The organism is Helicobacter sp. MIT 14-3879 (assembly GCF_003364125.1).
The window spans coordinates 1-18643 of sequence record NZ_NXLP01000003.1 but is presented as its reverse complement, the minus strand read 5'-3'; the positions used below and the strand labels follow the sequence as shown (position 1 = coordinate 18643).

The following is an 18643-nucleotide window of genomic DNA, read 5'->3' as shown; positions in this document are numbered from 1 at the left end:
CTTAAAATTCATAGATTCTATAATCATTACTCTTTGTTGTGTTAATAATTTTAATAAAATTAACATTATCATAAGCCAAAGAAAGCATATTAAAAAGCTCTTTATTTCCCCATTCTACAAAGTGAATGCCATCTTGTCCCAATAAATCAAATAAACCTAGGTTTAATAAATCCTCTAAATTTCTATTATATAAATCATAATGAAATAAATTTTCTCCATACTGATGAAGAATATTAAAAGTAGGTGAAGTAACATTATAATTTAACCCTTTAAACTTCACATATTCTTTTATTAATGCAGTTTTCCCTGCTCCAACCTCACCGCTTAATAAAAAGATAATATGATTTTTAGAATCTATTATTAATTCCATTTCTCTACAAATTACACTTAAGCTAGATAATGCCGCTTTTAAAATCATCTTTTTATAACTTCCATTTCTAATATATTAAAAATATTTTTAATGTTTTTAACAACCTCCGGAGATGTAGAATCTGCATTAGTAGAACCTAGAACTTTAGAATCTAAATTAATATTTTCTTTTAAAGAGGTTTCTTTATTTATTATATTAAATTGTTCCTTTGCAAGTGCAATTTTAATATCCCCAAAAATTTCTCTAACTATTTCTTGTATTATTTTAAAATATGGTTTCAATTTATCTTTTGTGATTTCATCTGCACGAGACTCCCAAGTTAAAGTATTATTTTCAAAATTAACAAAAGATATATTTTTAGAAAATAATTCTCCTAAATCATAATCCCTTTCATAAATCTTTTTGACCACTCTATTAAATTTTATACTTCCGCTATCTTTAATATCATTTATTGAATCATCTATATTTATAGTATTTATTGGATTATTTTCTGTTTTTATAGAGTTATTTTCTTTTGTATTTACATCTTGATTTTGATTGTAAATATTAGTTTCTTTGCTACTTTCTTGTAAAATTTCTTTTTCAATTTTTGCAATAATTTTATCTATCTCTTGAATATTTAAAGATTCTTTTAGTTTTAGTGAAGCTAAAAGTAATACAAATGAAGAATCTGCATTCAGCCCCAACATAACCTTTGCCTCACCCAAAATTTTAAAAAATCTTTCAACTATAACTAGATTATATTTTGGATTTTTTTCAAGGACTTTATTTTTTAAAAAATCAATCATCTCATTTAAGACATTTTCCACCTCATACATTTCAAATTCTACTAAAAGTTCATCTATAAGTTTTTCATCTTTTAGTAAAATCGCCTCAAAAAATGCCTCTATTTTGGTAGGGTTAAGGGAACCTAACATACTTGAAATATTTTGCAACGTTAAATTTTCTTTTGAAAATATTATTGATTGTTCCAACATAGTTATAGCATCTCTCAAACTTCCACTACAATTCCTAGATAAAAGCTCAATAGCCTCATCTTCAAACTTTAAATTCTCTTTATTTAATATATTTTTTAAGTGATTTGCAATGCTTTTTTGTGGAATCTTCTTAAAACGAAAATGCTGTGTCCTACTTAAAATTGTCGCTGGAAGTTTTAATGGATCAGTTGTTGCAAGGATAAATTTGACATATTCTGGAGGTTCTTCTAAAGTCTTTAAAAAAGCATTAAAAGCCTCCTTAGTTAGCATATGAATTTCATCAATAATAAAAACTTTAAATCTACCATACGCAGGTGGATATTGAATTTGCTCAATCAAATTCTTAATATCATCAATACCACGAGAAGATGCAGCGTCCATTTCAATTATATCCATATGTGAGTTATTTTTAGCACTTAAGCAAGAGTTACATTCCCCACAAGGTGTAGAAGTAGGAAACTTTTCACACTGCAAAGCACGAGCAAAGATTCTAGCACTAGAGGTTTTACCACTTCCTCTAAGCCCAGAGAATAAATATGCGTGAGATACTTTATCTAATTCAAGTGCTAGTGAGAGAGTTTGAGATACAGACTCTTGTCCTATTAAATCACTAAATTTTGATGGACGATATTTAAGTGATAATGCTTTTGGCATTTTTATCCTTTTAAAATAAACTAGATTTAAAATTTTATTTTTTTTAAGCTTTATTTACACTATTTTTAATACAATCTAACTTTTTTAAATGTTTTTAAGGAGTGAATCCAAAGATGAGTGCAAGTAAAATAACAGGTTCTAAAATGTTAATAGAGGCTTTTAAAGAAGAGGGAGTTGAAGTAGTATTTGGTTATCCGGGGGGTGCTGTGCTAAATATATATGATGAAATTTACAAACAAACATATTTCAAACACATATTATCTCGCCACGAACAGGGTGCTTTACACGCAGCTGATGGGTATGCAAGATCTAGCGGAAAAGTCGGAGTTGCAATTATTACAAGTGGACCAGGATTTACAAATGCTGTTACAGGGATAGCAACTGCCTACACAGATTCTATCCCTCTTGTTATAATTAGCGGACAAGTGCCAATTACTCAAATAGGAACAGATGCTTTCCAAGAAATTGATGCTGTTGGAATTTCACGCCCTTGCACGAAACATAATTACCTAGTTAAGAACATAAAAGAGCTACCTAGAATCATAAAAGAGGCGTTTTATATTGCAAGGAGCGGACGTCCTGGTCCTGTGCTTATTGATTTACCAAAAGATATAAGTAATACAATGGGCGATTTTAACTACCCAAAAACAATTCACTTAGAAACTTATAAGCCAATTAGTGACGGAAATGCAAGGCAGATTCTAAAACTAAGCAATGCAATAGAAAATGCTAAAAAACCACTATTCTATATAGGTGGTGGTGCAATAAACGCATCAAATGAAATTAGAACTTTAATCAAATTAACAAATATTCCCTGCATTGAAACATTGATGGCTAGAGGAATTTGTGATGATAATAATGAATTATTTTTAGGAATGGCTGGTATGCACGGTAGCTATGCCTCAAATATGGCAATTAGTGAGTGTGATTTATTAATATCATTGGGAGCTAGATTTGATGATAGGATAACAGGAAAGCTAAGTGAATTCGCAAAAAATGCAAAAATTGCACATATTGATATTGATCCAAGCTCAATTAGCAAAATAATAAGCGTTGATTACCCAATAGTTGGAGATATAAAAAGTGTTTGTAGTAGCTTAATTACAAAACTATCAAATTTTAATAATGATAAAATCAAAGCTTGGATTGATACTATAAAATCTTATCAAAAAAAACATAGTTTTAAATATGAAGATTCTACGAAAGTTTTAAAACCTCAATGGATTATAGAAAAAACCTCTGAAATATTGGGTGATAGGGCGATAATCTCTACTGATGTTGGGCAGCATCAAATGTGGGTAGCACAATTTTATAAATTTACTCGCTCAAGGGAATTTATAACAAGCGGTGGATTAGGAACTATGGGTTTTGGCTTACCTGCTGCTATGGGCGTGAAAATCGCAAATCCAAATCTTACTTCTATAAATTTTACGGGAGATGGCTCAATACTTATGAATATTCAAGAATTAATGACTTGTGTAGAACAAAATATTGCAGTAATTAACATCATATTAAATAATAATTATTTGGGTATGGTTAGACAGTGGCAAACTTTTTTTTATGAAGAGAGATATTCTAGTGTAGATTTATCAATGCAGCCAGATTTCATAAAATTAGCACAATCATTTGGTGCAAATGGTTATATAGCCACAAATAAAGATGAGTTCATAAAAGCACTAAAAGATTCCATAGCTTCAAATAAAGTATGTTTAATTGATGTAAAGGTAGATAGAATGGAATCTGTATTCCCTATGGTGCCAAGTGGTGAGGCTATATATAATATGATATTAAATTAGGAGAGTATAGTGAAAAAACGAAGAGTAATATTAGTAAATGTATTAAATGAACATAGCGTTTTAGCAAGAATTTCTGGTCTTTTTGCAGGAAGAGGGTATAATATAGAATCTCTAACTGTGGCACCTTTGCAAGATAATAACCTCTCAAGAATTACTATCACAACAAGTGGAGATGAAAAAGTTTTAGAACAAATTGTAAAGCAATTACATAAGCTAATACCTGTTTTAAGTGTCATAGAAGATGAAAATATGCTTGAAAAAGAAACTTTGCTAGTTAAGATTCCAATAAATGAGGCTTTAGCTGATATTGATGTAATTTGTAAGGCATACAATGGAAGAATTGCAAATGCAAATGAGAAATACATAATAATAGTTGCCACAGACGCACCTTCTAGACTTGATAGCCTAATATTATCACTAAAAAAATTTAAACCAAAAGAGATTGTTAGAAGCGGTGTAATAGCAATTGAACGATATTGAAGAGATTTTGAAGGAGTGAAGCTTGAGGTTATATGAAATTTTAGAAAAAATCAAAATAAAAAGTGATATAAAAGACTTTGAAGTGCATTCACTTTTACCATTAAATCTAGCTGGGAAAAATGACATTAGTTATATTGATAAAGATAAATATTTAAACTTACTTGAAGGTTCAAATGCAGGGGCGGTTTATGTAAATGAAAAATTAAAAGGTAAAATACAATATAGTAATTTAATATTTGTAGAAAATCCTCACCTAGCATTTGCTTATACCTCGCAATTCTTTAAAACCACACAAATTAATAATACAAACTATAAAACTCCAAAAACAAACAAGAATGTAAGAATTTTTAGTGGAACATTTATTGGAGAAAATGTAGAGATTGGAGAAAATTCAACTATTATGCCAAATGTAGTGATTTGCGATGATGTAAAAATAGGAGATAACACCACTATATATCCAAATGTAGTGATTTATAAAAATACCATAATTGGCAATAATGTAATAATACATGCTGGAAGTATTATTGGCTCTGATGGCTTTGGATATGCACATACAAAAACAGGAGAACATATAAAAATAGAGCATTTTGGAAATGTAATAATTGAAGATAATGTTGAAATTGGTGCTAATGTAACCATTGATAGAGCTGTATTTGAAAGCACTATAATAAAAAATGGAGCAAAAATTGATAATTTAGTTCAAATAGGACATAACTGCGTCATTGGAGAACATACGATATTGGTATCTCAAGTTGGCTTTGCTGGAAGCACAACAACAGGCAGAAATGTAATTTGCGGAGGGCAGGTAGGCACAGGAGGACATATTCATATAGGTGATTTTGTGCAAGTAGCAGGAAGAGGAGCAGTTGGGAAAAACCTCCCTCCAAATACAAAATGGGGAGGGCATCCTCTAATGGAATTAAATGAGTGGCAAAAAATGCACATAAAACTAAGAAAACTAACAAAAAATTAATATAAATATATTATTAAAGAGCTAACATTTAAGGATTTGAACCTTAAATAACTACCTCCTAAAAAATCTAGTTTTGATAAAATTCATAATTTAATTATAATTTTAAGGAGTAAAAATGCTAAATAGGGGGGGGCAGCAAGGTTATAAATCAAGTCTAGTTTTTATATTATTTTTATTTATTTATTGTGCTTTTATAATCTCATTTAGTCGCTATACTTTTAATCTTGATGATATTTGGATGTGGCTTGATATATATCAAAAAAAGCCAATTTACAATGGATTTAATCCAGCAAATGGAAGGCTATTCCCTTTAGCTAGTATGGATTTAAATCTCCTTATGCAAATATCTAACTCACCATATTTATTCTTTAGCTTTAATGCTTTAATAGTGTTTAGCTTTTGTTTAATCTATCTAAAAATACTAAATCTAGTAAATGATAATAAAAGGTTAAACAATTTAATAGTTGCACTTTTTACTTTAAGCCTTGGATTTGTTGTAGTTATGTTTGGTATATGTTACCCAGAGAGAATGCTAATATTATTTTTAAGTATATTTATTTTATGTAGTTTTTATATGCTAAATAACCCCTCTAAAACATCATTTATTATTGGAATCTTAACACTAAACTTAAGTTTATATTTAAAAGAACCTATATTTATCTCAATGTTTATACTTGGGATTTTATTGATTTGTTCCAATCTTAGAGAAAAAATTAAATTTTATTATTCTTTATGTATCATTATTAGTTCTAGTGTTTATCCTATAATGTATATAGTTTTTATTTTTGGAAATATCACTGCAAAATACACTAGATATACAGAAAACACAAATATAGCCTTAGAGAGTTTAAGAGGAATATTAAACTATGCGTTAAATGACGGAATAATTATATTTTTACTTAATTCTGTGTTTATTTATAGGATATATAAGATATTTATTAAAAAAGAAAAATTTTTAGCATTTTTTGATGGATTATTAGCTGCTAGTTTTACATATCTATGTGTATTTATAGCTCTTATGATATTTGAGAGTTATTATTTATTACCCTGCTATATTTTAGGTGGTGTGCCTATGGTATATTTTTTAATCACAGAAAAATACATCAAAGTGCTATTTATTAAAATTTGCTTTATTTTGGGTATTTCTAGCTTTATTACATCGTCAATTCCTTCTGGAATCTACAATGCTATAAATCTAAAAGCAATTGGAATTCAATTTAATGATATTCTTAAATTTAGTGCAAGTTATTTAGCAAAACAACCAAATACAACTATATATTTTGATGGCATAGGCAGAGGAAGAGAATTATATGCAGAATATTATGTTGGATATTTTATAGAATATTTAAATAAAATTTATAAAATATATGACTTTGATATTAGGTCATATGAAAAAAATGGTAAAGATATATTGGCAATAAATAAAGAAAGTCCATATTCTTATAAAAACAGCATAGAAATTAGTAGTCCAAAAAGCAAAGATTTGATTATATTAAGTAATGTTACTATACACAACACTCAATATATAAAAAATCTTATCAACTCTCATACTTTGCTTTATAAAACTAACTTTAGCACAATCCCATATATCAGCCTTAAGTCAATTATAAAATATATAAATACATTAACTTTAAAATCTAATAATGAAATTTTTGGTCATAATAATATATTTAGATTACCCATTAATACTTACATATTCATAACAAATTAGATATTTTTACTATTCATTCTTGTTATTTTAAGCAAAGATTCAAAAAATATATTTATAATTCATTTACTTTAATATTTATTTAACTTTTATGCCAAATAAATATTTAGAGAAATAAACGTCATCAAAAGGAGACAATATGATGAAAAGAAGAAGTGGTTTTAGTATGATAGAGTTAGTATTTGTTATAGTAATACTAGGAGTTTTAGCAGCAGTAGCAGTGCCAAGATTTGTTGCTACAAGGACAGATGCACAAGTTGCAACAGCAAGAAGTGATTTAGCTTCAGTTCAAAAGGCAGTTGTTGCTAAAGTTTTTGCAGATAATCTTGACCCAAAAGCTACAAGTGTTCCAGCTCCAAATGACCCTACAAAAGGTAAAAGTGGTCTAATAACTTGGGGTGAATGGTTGCTTGAAGTTGGTGGATTAGATAGAAGCAGATGGCAAGTTGGTGGAACTGCTATAACAGGAGTAACTCAAAACAATGGAATTGAGCCTTTAGGTAATGGAACTCTAGCAAATGGCACAAGTGGAAAAGTTGGTTGTGGTATGATACTAGGTATTAACACAAATAATGGAACATTAGAATTCCAACCACAAAATGCTAATGGAAAAGGAGGAAGTACCAGCGGTTCAGGGACATTCTGTCAGCTTTTGAGTGCATCTTATGCTAACTCTGCAGGTTATGGAAACAAAAGTATTCCTCTAGCTTCAACAGGAACTATTGAGTTTTAATTAATATCTAAAAAGCTCTTTAGAGCTTTTTAGAATAAATTATTCTTTACTACAATTATTTATAATCTTTATTTATTAATTTTTATCAAAACTCTACAAAAAATCCATTTTCATCGTAATTTATATTAAACTTTTTAGCATTACTTAAATCTATTAAATAGCATTGTTCCAGTCCCTCAACTTTTGCTCTTTGAGTTGGAATCTGCGACAATCTAAGTTTCACTTCATCTAAATCTCTTAGTTTTACACCAAAGCCAAACATAACTAATTTATATCTATCATCTTCCATTATAATCTTTCAACTAAATATTAAATAATTTTTTAAAATTCTAGCTTATTTTTTAACACTAAAGGTTTTTACTTCAAAATACCTTGCATAATTAGGATTTGGCCAAATACTAGAATCGCTACTAGAGGGATTTACCCAATCCCCAAAATTCTTATATCTACTATGAAATATATTTTCTACTTCAATATATTCTACACCTCTACTCTTTTGCTCTATTATAGAGCTAACCATATTATTCCACTTTATTCTATACTCTAAATATGTAAAGCTAACATATAAAGCATAAATTCCACAAAAAGATATTGTCAATAATTGCATATATTTATTTTGTATAAATCTATTATAAAGTAATAAAATTATAGATATTAAAATTAAGCTATCTCCAAGCCTTGCCCTATGAGGGAGACCCGGAAATTGTATAGTTGATAGCATACAAAGGATAAATAAGCAAAATAATGCAAGTAAGATTCGATAAAAACTATCCTTGAGAGATAAAATTAAAAAAATTACTGCTAGGATAAAGAGGTTAATAAACCAAGCAAATTTCAAATTATTGTATAACGCTAATATCAAAATTGCCATAATAATAAATATAAAAATATTTTTTATATTTTGTTTTTTAAATATCAAACAAAGGAGTAAAAAATCTATTAATACTATTATTTTATTTTGAAAGTTTGAAATAGTTAGATAAAGACGCTTTGAAAAACTAAGTAAATCTAAATGCAAAACTTGAGCAATACTCATATAAAAATCACTAAAATATAAATTTGCTCTATTTGCGTGTCCAGGGGAGAAATATAGACAAAGCCAACCACCTATAAAAAATATAAATGCAATATTCAAAAACAAAGGAGGCTTATATTTTTTATAAAATGAAATTGTATTTAATAAAACAATGCTAATAATACTAAGAATCCCAATTTGTTCACTTGCCATACCAGCCATAAAAGAAAATGATAAAAATAAAATATAAAATATAATTTTTAAAAATTTATAGGAATTTAGCTTCTTAAAAATGCTTGCTATAAATATAAAAGTATTTTGAGATTCTAAACTAGATTCTAAATTAGTATGCGACCCCCCCCCATAAATAACCTAGCAAAATAGAATCTAAAGGGAAGCAAAAATATTATTATTACAAACAATCCCCACATATAATTTAGGCTACCTGCTCCCCAAACAAAATCTGAACCAAATGCACTAAAAAACATCAATATAAGAAGAGTTAAAAAGAGCATAGAAACATCTTTAGAGCTTTTAGGAACTCTAGCAAACACTAGTATAAAAAAAGAAAATATAAACATAACGCCAACTAAAGCATTTAAAAAATCAAAGAGATATGGATTTATCCCACCAATAAATCCTTGATAAAAAAGCTCACCTATTCTAGCATTCCAAGTAAGATAAAAGCGTTTTGCTGATTCAAAACCTTTTTGTGAGTTAAAAAAAGCATCAAAATCATCACTTTGTCTAGGAAGTAAAATATTTATTAATAATAAAAATAGAAATACCACGCCAAATACGCTAAAATTCAAAATTCTCATATCTCTCCTTTTATAAACTATTAGTCAAAATCCATATTCTTTTAAAATTGCTCTTGCATTATTCATATCTTCATTACTTGGAGTTGGGGTAGATTCTAGTTTATATTTAATGTTTAATTCTTTATATTTATAAGCACCAAGTTGATGAAAGGGGATTAAATCTATTTTTTCTACACAAGAATAATTTTTTATCATTTTCCCTAGTTTATGTAATTTTTCATCTTTTAGAGTATAGTTTGGCACACATACATAGCGAATCCAAACACATTTATTAACACTTTGGCAATATTGTAGTGTCTTTAACATATTAGTATTGCTATGTTCTGTAAGTGTTATACAATCATTTTCATCAACTTCTTTCATATCCAAAAGTAGCATATTTGCCTTATCAATACATTTTTTAGAATATTTTAAATCAATAAAACCATTTGTATCAATGGCACTATGAAATCCTAAAACTTCTAATGCGCTTAAAAATTCAAATAAAAATTGATGCTGAATTAGTGGTTCTCCCCCTGATATAGTAACACCACCATTTTTGTAGAATTTTTTATAAGCCATAATATTTTTTAATATACTTTTTAAACTTAACTCATTTCCAGCATTTAGTTCCCAAGAGTCAGGATTATGACAATAAAGACATCTTAAATGACAACCTTGAAGAAATAATATAAAACGAATTCCCGGTCCATCAACTGCCCCAAAAGTCTCTATGGAGTGGACTTTTGCTTTAATCTTTGGACAATTATTAATAAAATCTGCTTTATTTATTTTAATTGTGTTACTAATTTGCATTATTTCTCTTTAAGATTAGATTTTGTAATTTTATAATTATGGAGCTTAATTTATCATCTAATTTTAATCCTTTAAGAAGCTAAAATTTGATATACTATTCTCATTATTAATAAAAACTTTAAAAATAATACAATAAAAAACTTATAAGGTGGTAAATTGGGAATTGTTATTACTATAACTTCTGGCAAGGGTGGTGTTGGTAAATCTACTGCTGTTGGGAATATATCTGTTGGGCTTGCGAATCGTGGGAAAAAAGTAGTTGCTATTGACTTTGATATAGGGCTTAGAAACCTTGATATGATACTTGGACTTGAAAATAGAATAGTGTATGATGTGATTGATGTTATGGAAGAAAAATGCAATCTTAATCAAGCCCTAATAAATGATAAAAAATCAAAAAATCTCTACTTTCTTCCTGCCTCACAGAGCAAAGATAAAAATATTTTAAATAAAGACAAGGTAAAAATTCTAATTGAAGAATTAAAGAATAATTTTGATTTTATTTTGATAGATTCCCCAGCAGGGATTGAAAGTGGATTTGAACACGCAATATTTTGGGCTGATAAAGCTTTAATAGTTGTTACTCCTGAAGTTAGTAGCGTTAGAGATGCTGATAGAGTAATAGGAATAATTGATGCAAAAAGTGATAAAGCAAGAGATGGGAAAGAAGTAGAAAAATCATTAATTATTAATAGAATTAAGCAAGACCTAGTTAAAAAAGGTGAAATGATGAGCAGTGATGATGTACTAAATATACTTGGGATTCCACTAATTGGGTTAATCCCAGAAGATGAAAAAATAATTAGTGCAACAAATAGTGGTGTGCCTGTTATTTATAATAAAAATACAAAAAGTGCAAAATCTTACCAAGATATTTGTGATAGGATTCTAGGTAAAGAAATTCCCATAGAGATTCCCAATGATAGCATTTTAGATTCTATTAAAAGGTTGTTTAAATGATGGATTTTCTTAGCTTTTTTAATAAAAAAAACTCTGCTTCAAAAGCAAGTGAAAGACTTAAGATAATATTAGCACACGAAAGAAGTTCAAATATACCATATATCAATGAAATGAGAAATGAAATAATTGAGGTAATTAAAAAATACACCAAAGCAAACAAAATTAATTTCAAAACAGATTCTAATCAAAATATAAATATGTTAGAAATAGAAATCACTCTAGTATAACAATATAAAATGTTTTATTTATTTTTTGCTTTATTTACCTTTATAACCTCTTTAAAAGCAGATACAATAGTGGTAGTAAATGATAAGGCAATTACATTTGATAAAGAAATACAAAGCTTAGAAGAAGCTAACAAAAACATAGATGAATACACTAAACAATACAAAAGAAGAATAGATTATAATAAACCAATTTCATCAGAATCTAATGACTACCAAGATAGCATACTAACCGAACAAAACAAAAATGAAGAAAACAAAAGTCGCTCTAATAGAAAACCATCTTATAATAAAATTTTAAAGACGCCTAAACCAAAATTAGTAATTATAATAGATGATATTGCAAATAAAAAACAGCTTAATGATATTTTAAATATAAAACTAAAGCTAACACCATCAATATTTCCAATTGCAAAAAATGATAGTGCTATGATTGAGGCAGTATCAAAACTAGATTTTTTTATGGTTCATTTACCGCTTGAAGCACATAAATACACAGATGACTTGGATACAATAAAAACAAATGATAGCATTGAGAGAATAAAAGCAAAAATAGAAGATATAAAACAAATTATGCCAAAAACAAAATATATTAATAATCACACAGGCTCAAAATTTACAGAGAACAAAACTAGCACAGAAACTTTATTATCAATTTTAGATTCTTATTTAATTGAATTTGTAGATAGCAAAACTACACCAAATAGCGTATTAAATGATATTGCAAAAGAACAAAATAAATTAATATTATATAGGGATGTATTTATTGATAATAAATTAGATTCTACTTCATTAAATAAGCAAATAAAAGAGGGTGTAAATATAGCTAAAAGTAGAGGATATGCAATACTTATAGCACACCCTCATAAAGAAAGCTTAGAGGCTATAAAGATAGCTAAAAATCATATTTTAAAAGATGTTGATGTAATATATTTAGATGAATTAGATTCTATATTAAAAAATAAAAAAGTAACACAATATGCCCAAAGAATCTTAAATGAACGAAAACATAAAAATAATCAATAGATTTAACCTAAATAGTTCTATTCTTAGTATTAGCAAAACTGCCGATGGTGTTAGTGTTGTTACACAAGATTATCAAGCTTGTATTATAGATTCTACCTCTCTTAGCATACAAAAGCTAAATAGACTAATTATATCAAATGAAATTCCACATAAATACTCAAAATCATCTAGCTCAAGCGATAGTTTTGTATGTTTATGCGAAGTTGGCTCAAAGAGAGCTACTATTGCAAAAATACAAGACAATATAAAGCCAATTATAAAAATCACCAGCCATAAAAGAGATATTAGTGCTTCAAACTTCTCAAAAGATTCCTCTCTACTTGCAACAGGTGGCGAAGATGGTAGAGTATATATATATGACACTTCCTCATTTCTTAGAATTTTATCTTTACCATATCGTCCTGATTATATATCATCTATTAATTTTTCTAATGATTCTAGATTTATGTTTTCATCTTGCTTTAATAAATCAAATATGATTTTTGATTGCCAGAGAGCTAAGACTATTAGTATTTTTAATACAAATGAAGTAGTTGAATGGGGAGGATTCTTTGAAAATAATTCAAAACTTTTTTTGATTACTAGAGATTTTCAATCAATAATTTATGATGTAAGAGCAAATCAAATAATAAATACACAAAATCACTTTAACTCATGGCCAAATGTTTTCTGTATAGATAGTGATGAAAAAATTGCAATTATTGGCTCAAGAGATAGTGAGATTTATTTAATACATCTTAAAGAAAACTCTTTACTTTTCCATATAAAACTAGAAGAAATTGCTGGAATTAGCTCTATTTGCATTGATATGGGATATATATTTGTAGGAAGTATTAATGGAGATATTTTAATAATAGGTTATAAAGATGAAAATGATAGTTTTAAAAATGCTTGTAATAGTAAAAATTATGCTCTTGCAAGCAAAATGCTAGAATCTAATATTTTTTTATCTCTTTTACCCTGTGCTAAAGTATTTGATGAAGATTGGAATGATATTTTAAAAAAAGCAGTCATTATGTTAAGCAAAAATAAAATTAATGAGGCAATTGAATTGGTAAATCCATTTATCAAAGATATTACTAAGAAAAATGCTTTTAGCGTTTATCTAAGCCAAAAAGATTATCTTAAAAAATTTCAAGAATTGATTGATAAAAGAGCCTTTGAGGAGGCTTACAATATGTCTTTACAATTTAAATTTTTAGACAAAACTACACAATTTGAAGAGCTAGAAAACCTATGGTATAAGGCTTTTAATAATGCAAAAAAACTTTTGGAAGAAAATATTACCAATATCGAAACTGCTAAAAATTATCTTGAGCCATTTATGAGAACCCCAAAAAAAGATGCTATTATGCAGCTTTTAAACAATATTCATATTTTTAAAGATGCAGATAATTTTATAAAAGAGCAAAACTTCAAAGAATATTTTAGTTTAACTTCAAAATTTGCTTATTTAAAAGATAGTGAACTTTATAAAAAAGTCCTTATGCTTGGAGAGAATCTATTTGAAAAAGCAATTAATGCAAAAAATACTGATGATTATGATGAGTTCTACAAGCTTTCAAAATTCCTACTAAACTTCCCACTTTATAAAGAAAGTATTACAAACAATATTATCATTGTAGATAAAAAATTAGAAATATTAAAGTTAATTAGAGAAAATAAGAAGATTGAAGCTTACAAATTAGCAGATGATTTTGAAGATCTTCAGTATCTAGCTAAGTTTAAAAATATGAGCAAAGATTTTGATGAAGTCTATAATGAAGCTAAATTTGCTGCATATAGTGGCAAAGTAGAAAATTTAGGAGAGATTTTTGGCGATTATATAAAAATACCTTATTGGAGTGATAAGATTAAATCCATATTTCAAATTGGATATTTAGAGGAGTTTAAACAAAAAGCTAAACTTGAAAAAGCCTCTATAAATTGGGAACAAAGTATTATAAACTACATTCAAATTTTTGGTAGAGATGATGATATTATAGAATTTTGTGAAAAATTTGGCTTTAAATATGAATTTGAAAATCTAACAAATCAAATCTTTAGTTTTCAAAAAACGCTATTAAGTAAAGCTATATAATGCAAAAGCTTCTACAATTTAATAAATTTCCTAATATAAAAAATAATCTCTCTAAGCTTGAAAATCCACCAGAAAAACTTTTTTATATTGGCAATACTGGTTTATTAGAAAAGTTTAAAATTGCGGTTGTTGGCACTAGAAACCCAAATCAATATACAAAAAATATTACAGCCTCTTTAGTAAAATCGCTATCAAAGTATGCAGTAATAATAAGTGGTGGGGCTATTGGAGTAGATTCTATTGCACATATAAATTCATTTCCTAATACAATTATGATTTCTCCATCAAGCCTAGATATAATCTACCCTAAAGAAAATAAAAAAATGATACAAAATATTACAAATGAGGCTCTGATAATTAGTGAGTATGAGAATAAATATCATCCAAAAAGACATAGTTTTTTAGAAAGAAATAGAATTGTAATTGCCATAAGTGATATGGTGATTTTACCACAGGGCGATTTAAATAGCGGGACAAGCTCAAGTGCTAGATATGCAATAAATTTAAATAAACCAATTTTTACAATCCCTCAAAGATATAATGAATCTAAACTTACAAACTCACTATTAGCACAAAATAAAGCAAAAGCAATATATAATATTGATGATTTTATGAGAGAACATTTTAAAGATAGTATAAATAAAATACAAAATAACAGTGATGAAATTTTAGATTTTTGTAAAGATTCTCCTAGCTTTGAAGTAGCATTAGAGAAATTTGGAAATAAAATTTTAGAATATGAATTTAGAGGGCTTTTAATTCGTGAAGCAAATATTATTAGGACAAAATGTTAGCTATTGATTTTGGCTTAAAGAGAATTGGAATTGCTTGGAATTGCCATAAAATAATACTGCCTCTACCTGCAATAATTAATGATTCTAATGCTTCAAATAAATTAAAAATTATAATAGAGCAAAAAAATATTAAAACTTTGTTAATTGGCTTAGTAAAAGATGAAATAATGGCTAATTTAAATGACTTTATTGCTCAAGCAAAATTTAGTGGAGAAATAATATTTATAGATGAAACATTAAGCACAAAAGAAGCTGAAAATCACATACAAGGTAGAAGTAACAGCAAGAAGCTTCGCAAAAATGGTACATTAGATAGCCTATCTGCTATGATAATCTTAGAAAGATATTTAAATCTCTAAAGTTATCAAGTATTTTTTTATAGATTATTTAGATAATTTTTTATAGTTTTTAAATCTAATTTTATGAGTTATAATAAAATTTTTATTTCCCTCCTATAAATTTTAAAAGTTTTTTAAAATAAAAACAGCTTTCCTCTAAATATTAAGCTATATTTAATGCTAATACAAACAAATAATTAGAATTAAGTTTTTACTTAAAATTTTACTACATAGTGATAAACTCATTTATTTTAAACTTGTATTTATTAAAAGCAAGAATAATAAATATTTAGAAAAAATCTTTAATATCGACATTAAGTGATTTAGCGATTTTATAACAATGTTCAAGGTTAAAATGCTTACCATAACGATTATTTTCACAGTTAGAATAAAACGCCACAGATTTAATACCAATATCAAGGGCTAAATCAAGTTGAGAAACACCACGTTCTTCACGTAAGATTCTAATTTTGTGTGATACGCGCTTATGAAATGCTAAAACCTCATCTTGCGTAGCATTACCAAAATTTTCTTGCATTTTACCCACTATTTATCCTATAGGATTAATAAATTGTTAAACTTTACACAGATATAATTCAATTTTATATATCCTATAGGATAAATTATATACGAAGGGAGATTTTATGAAAGTTCAACAAGATACAATAAATAATTTTTTCTCACTAAATAGCACAAGATTTGCTATCCCTGTTTATCAAAGGAATTATACTTGGGCAACAGAGCATTGTGCAAAACTGCTAGAAGATATTGTGGCAATTACAAAAGATAAAAATAAAACACATTTTATGGGAACTATTACTTTTATCATTCACTTAGTGTCAGAAGAAAATAGTCTAAGAAATACTCAAGAATATGTAATTATTGATGGACAACAAAGAATTACTACTATAATGCTTTTACTTAAAGCTATGCAGCAAATATCCACAAATGAACAAATAAAAAATGAGATTACTAGATTTTTAAGTGATGGTAGCATAAGCAATAGACTGCGATTAAAACCTATCAAAAGAGATAGAGAAGCTTTTGCTTTAGTTATGGAGGGTCGTTGGAATGAAATTACAGGTTTTTCAAATATAAAGCAAAATTATCATTTTTTTATAAAAGAGCTTAGGGGATATATTGAAAAAGGTTATAGCATAGAAGAAATTTATAGTGCTTTTCTACGCCTTAAAATAGTAGGAATTGGCTTAGAGAAAGGTGATGATGATCCACAAGTAGTATTTGAGAGTATAAATGCTACGGGTGTGCATTTAGAAGGAGTGGATTTAATACGCAATTTTTTAATGATGGGAGAAGATTCTAATAGACAGCAAAACCTATATGATAGATACTGGAAGCCATTAGAAGAATGTTTAGTTAAAGAGAGTGTAATAAAAGATTTTATTGAAGCATATTTAAGAATCTATTATGGAGCAAAAGTTAAAAAAAATGATACTTACTATACATTTAAGCAACATTATAAAGAACATTTTAGCAATGATATAGAAGGGCTTATGAAAAACTTATGCAATTATTCTAGAATTTATCAAATTTTTATTGATGAACATTTTAATTTAGCAAGAAGTGATATTTTAGATAAAAAATTAGTAATTCTAAGGCAAAAAATTAGTAATATAGTAAATTTAAAATTTGGTGTATCTTATCCATTTATTATGCAATTAGCCAATGATTTTGAGCAAGAAAAGTTAGATTTTGAAAATTTTAATGCTATGTTAGAATTGCTAATAAGCTATCATGCACGTCGTGCGATATGTAATTTTGAGAGTAATGCGTTAAATAAAGTAACTTATGAACTTTATAAAAATCTTTTAAATAGCTATGATGTTAGTTCTGAAGGCTTAGAGAGATTTTTAGGTCAAAGAGATGGAAGAGAAATTTTCCCAAATAATGAGAGAGTAAAAAGAGCCTTTGAAGAATGTAGTGCATATTCTCTAAAAAGTCACTGTAAGTTTATTCTTTATGAGATAGAAAAACTTATCAATGCTGAACCACCAAAAGACGAAAACCTTGAAATTGAACATTTTTATCCACAAAATCCAGTAGAAGAGTGGCGTGAGTTTGTAGGGGAAGAATATGAAAGATTAGAGAGTATATATCTTCATACTTTTGGAAATCTATCTCTTAGCGGACAGAATCAAAAACTTGGTAATAAGCCATTTAAAGAAAAAGTAGAACTTTTACTTGAAAATGGCTCTTTAAAACTTAATGAATATTTTACAAATATGGATACTTGGGGAATAGAGAATATTAAAGAAAGAAGTGCTTACTTGGCTGAAAAATTCTGTGAAGTAAATATTTTTAGAGATATATCAAAAGAATATCGCATAAAGCCCCTATTAAAAACACTAGCTGATAATTTAACTAATTATCCTTTACGTATTTTACATTTTCCTAATGGAGAAAAGTGCAATGTAAAAACAGGGAGAGAATTAGCAAAAGCGATTTGTGATTATATTTATAAAAATCATAAAGAAAAAGCCCAAAAATTTATAGGTGATGAAAATCCACCATTTTTTACATTTGATGAAACCAAAGCTACACATAAAGCCAATAGCGATGGGAGCATAAGTATAGAAATAGGGTGTGAAGAAGGGAAGTTTTGGTTTATATCAGGAGCATCACTGCAAAACATAGGGAAAAATCTTGAAAAATTTATAACATCTTGTAATCTTAAAGCTCAAGACTTTAAAATAGAAAGTTAAACTATACTTTGTATTGTTTTATGTTTTGTATATTGTTAGGGTATTATTTAAATAATACAATTAAAATTTACCCTACGCCACACAAAAAAGGTAATTATCATATCACAGTCATAAATTCAATCACAAATTCGCTTCCCTCTCCTAGCTTGCTTTGTAATGTGATATTTGCTTGATGA

The 18643-nt window shown here is 27.5% G+C and carries 19 protein-coding genes; 12 read left to right on the top strand and 7 right to left on the bottom strand.

The window, feature by feature from the left end; translation table 11 throughout:
• Window position 1 precedes the first annotated feature (1 nt).
• Together tsaE and CQA44_RS02770 are read right to left on the bottom strand one after the other, a co-directional pair.
• Window positions 2-418, bottom strand: a complete 417-nt coding sequence (gene tsaE, locus CQA44_RS02775) for a tRNA (adenosine(37)-N6)-threonylcarbamoyltransferase complex ATPase subunit type 1 TsaE (RefSeq protein ID WP_115545763.1) — start codon at window positions 416-418, stop codon at window positions 2-4.
• Window positions 415-2001, bottom strand: coding sequence for a DNA polymerase III subunit gamma/tau (locus CQA44_RS02770; RefSeq protein WP_115545762.1), 1587 nt, complete (start codon window positions 1999-2001; stop codon window positions 415-417). Before CQA44_RS02770 ends, tsaE begins: the two co-directional genes overlap by 4 nt.
• Window positions 2002-2114: 113 nt before the next feature.
• Here CQA44_RS02770 and CQA44_RS02765 point away from each other — a divergent pair, with 113 nt between their 5' ends.
• The 5 genes from CQA44_RS02765 (at window position 2115) to CQA44_RS02745 (ending at window position 7691) form a co-directional block, all read left to right on the top strand.
• Window positions 2115-3797: an acetolactate synthase large subunit gene (locus CQA44_RS02765; protein WP_115545761.1), complete on the top strand. Its 1683-nt coding sequence runs from the start codon at window positions 2115-2117 to the stop codon at window positions 3795-3797.
• A gap of 9 nt (window positions 3798-3806) precedes the next feature.
• A complete protein-coding gene (ilvN, locus tag CQA44_RS02760; protein WP_115545760.1) occupies window positions 3807-4277 on the top strand; it encodes an acetolactate synthase small subunit in 471 nt (156 codons plus the stop codon).
• Between the two features lie 22 nt (window positions 4278-4299).
• A complete protein-coding gene (gene lpxD, locus CQA44_RS02755) occupies window positions 4300-5250 on the top strand; it encodes a UDP-3-O-(3-hydroxymyristoyl)glucosamine N-acyltransferase (RefSeq protein WP_115545759.1) in 951 nt (316 codons plus the stop codon).
• Window positions 5251-5365: 115 nt separating this feature from the next.
• On the top strand, window positions 5366-6961 hold the full coding sequence (locus CQA44_RS02750; protein ID WP_115545758.1) for a hypothetical protein: 1596 nt from the start codon (window positions 5366-5368) through the stop codon (window positions 6959-6961).
• 136 nt (window positions 6962-7097) lie between these two features.
• Window positions 7098-7691: a type II secretion system protein gene (locus tag CQA44_RS02745; protein ID WP_115545757.1), complete on the top strand. Its 594-nt coding sequence runs from the start codon at window positions 7098-7100 to the stop codon at window positions 7689-7691.
• An 85-nt stretch (window positions 7692-7776) separates the two neighbouring features.
• Here the strand turns inward: CQA44_RS02745 and CQA44_RS02740 are convergent, their stop codons facing one another.
• Genes CQA44_RS02740 through pflA form a run of 4 tightly spaced genes read right to left on the bottom strand, consistent with a single transcriptional unit; the run spans window position 7777 to window position 10322 of the window.
• Window positions 7777-7980, bottom strand: a complete 204-nt coding sequence (locus CQA44_RS02740; RefSeq protein WP_115545756.1) for a hypothetical protein — start codon at window positions 7978-7980, stop codon at window positions 7777-7779.
• A gap of 45 nt (window positions 7981-8025) precedes the next feature.
• Window positions 8026-9000, bottom strand: a complete 975-nt coding sequence (locus CQA44_RS02735) for a DUF6056 family protein (protein WP_258864890.1) — start codon at window positions 8998-9000, stop codon at window positions 8026-8028.
• A gap of 44 nt (window positions 9001-9044) precedes the next feature.
• A complete protein-coding gene (locus CQA44_RS02730) occupies window positions 9045-9527 on the bottom strand; it encodes a DUF6056 family protein (protein WP_115545754.1) in 483 nt (160 codons plus the stop codon).
• A gap of 24 nt (window positions 9528-9551) precedes the next feature.
• On the bottom strand, window positions 9552-10322 hold the full coding sequence (pflA, locus tag CQA44_RS02725; protein WP_115545753.1) for a pyruvate formate-lyase-activating protein: 771 nt from the start codon (window positions 10320-10322) through the stop codon (window positions 9552-9554).
• Between the two features lie 156 nt (window positions 10323-10478).
• Between pflA and minD the strand changes: the two genes are divergently transcribed.
• The 6 genes from minD (at window position 10479) to ruvX (ending at window position 15765) form a co-directional block, all read left to right on the top strand.
• Window positions 10479-11282 (top strand): septum site-determining protein MinD, encoded by an 804-nt coding sequence (minD, locus tag CQA44_RS02720; RefSeq protein WP_115545752.1) that lies wholly within the window; start codon window positions 10479-10481, stop codon window positions 11280-11282.
• Window positions 11279-11509, top strand: coding sequence for a cell division topological specificity factor MinE (gene minE, locus CQA44_RS02715; RefSeq protein WP_408941374.1), 231 nt, complete (start codon window positions 11279-11281; stop codon window positions 11507-11509). The genes minD and minE overlap by 4 nt, the downstream gene beginning before the upstream one ends.
• A 69-nt stretch (window positions 11510-11578) precedes the next feature.
• A complete protein-coding gene (locus CQA44_RS02710) occupies window positions 11579-12532 on the top strand; it encodes a divergent polysaccharide deacetylase family protein (RefSeq protein ID WP_181881754.1) in 954 nt (317 codons plus the stop codon).
• A complete protein-coding gene (locus tag CQA44_RS02705) occupies window positions 12504-14612 on the top strand; it encodes a WD40 repeat domain-containing protein (RefSeq protein WP_115545750.1) in 2109 nt (702 codons plus the stop codon). Before CQA44_RS02710 ends, CQA44_RS02705 begins: the two co-directional genes overlap by 29 nt.
• Entirely contained in the window at window positions 14612-15406 is a 795-nt protein-coding gene (locus tag CQA44_RS02700; protein WP_115545749.1) for a DNA-processing protein DprA, read from the top strand. Before CQA44_RS02705 ends, CQA44_RS02700 begins: the two co-directional genes overlap by 1 nt.
• Window positions 15400-15765 carry a Holliday junction resolvase RuvX gene (gene ruvX / locus CQA44_RS02695; RefSeq protein ID WP_115545748.1) on the top strand — a complete coding sequence of 122 codons (366 nt, stop codon included), beginning with the start codon at window positions 15400-15402 and terminating at the stop codon, window positions 15763-15765. The genes CQA44_RS02700 and ruvX overlap by 7 nt, the downstream gene beginning before the upstream one ends.
• 268 nt (window positions 15766-16033) lie before the next feature.
• Here the strand turns inward: ruvX and CQA44_RS02690 are convergent, their stop codons facing one another.
• On the bottom strand, window positions 16034-16282 hold the full coding sequence (locus CQA44_RS02690) for a helix-turn-helix transcriptional regulator (protein WP_115545972.1): 249 nt from the start codon (window positions 16280-16282) through the stop codon (window positions 16034-16036).
• Between the two features lie 106 nt (window positions 16283-16388).
• On the opposite strand from CQA44_RS02690, the gene CQA44_RS02685 reads away from it, so the two are divergent.
• Window positions 16389-18467: a DUF262 domain-containing protein gene (locus CQA44_RS02685; protein WP_115545747.1), complete on the top strand. Its 2079-nt coding sequence runs from the start codon at window positions 16389-16391 to the stop codon at window positions 18465-18467.
• Window positions 18468-18643 lie beyond the last annotated feature (176 nt).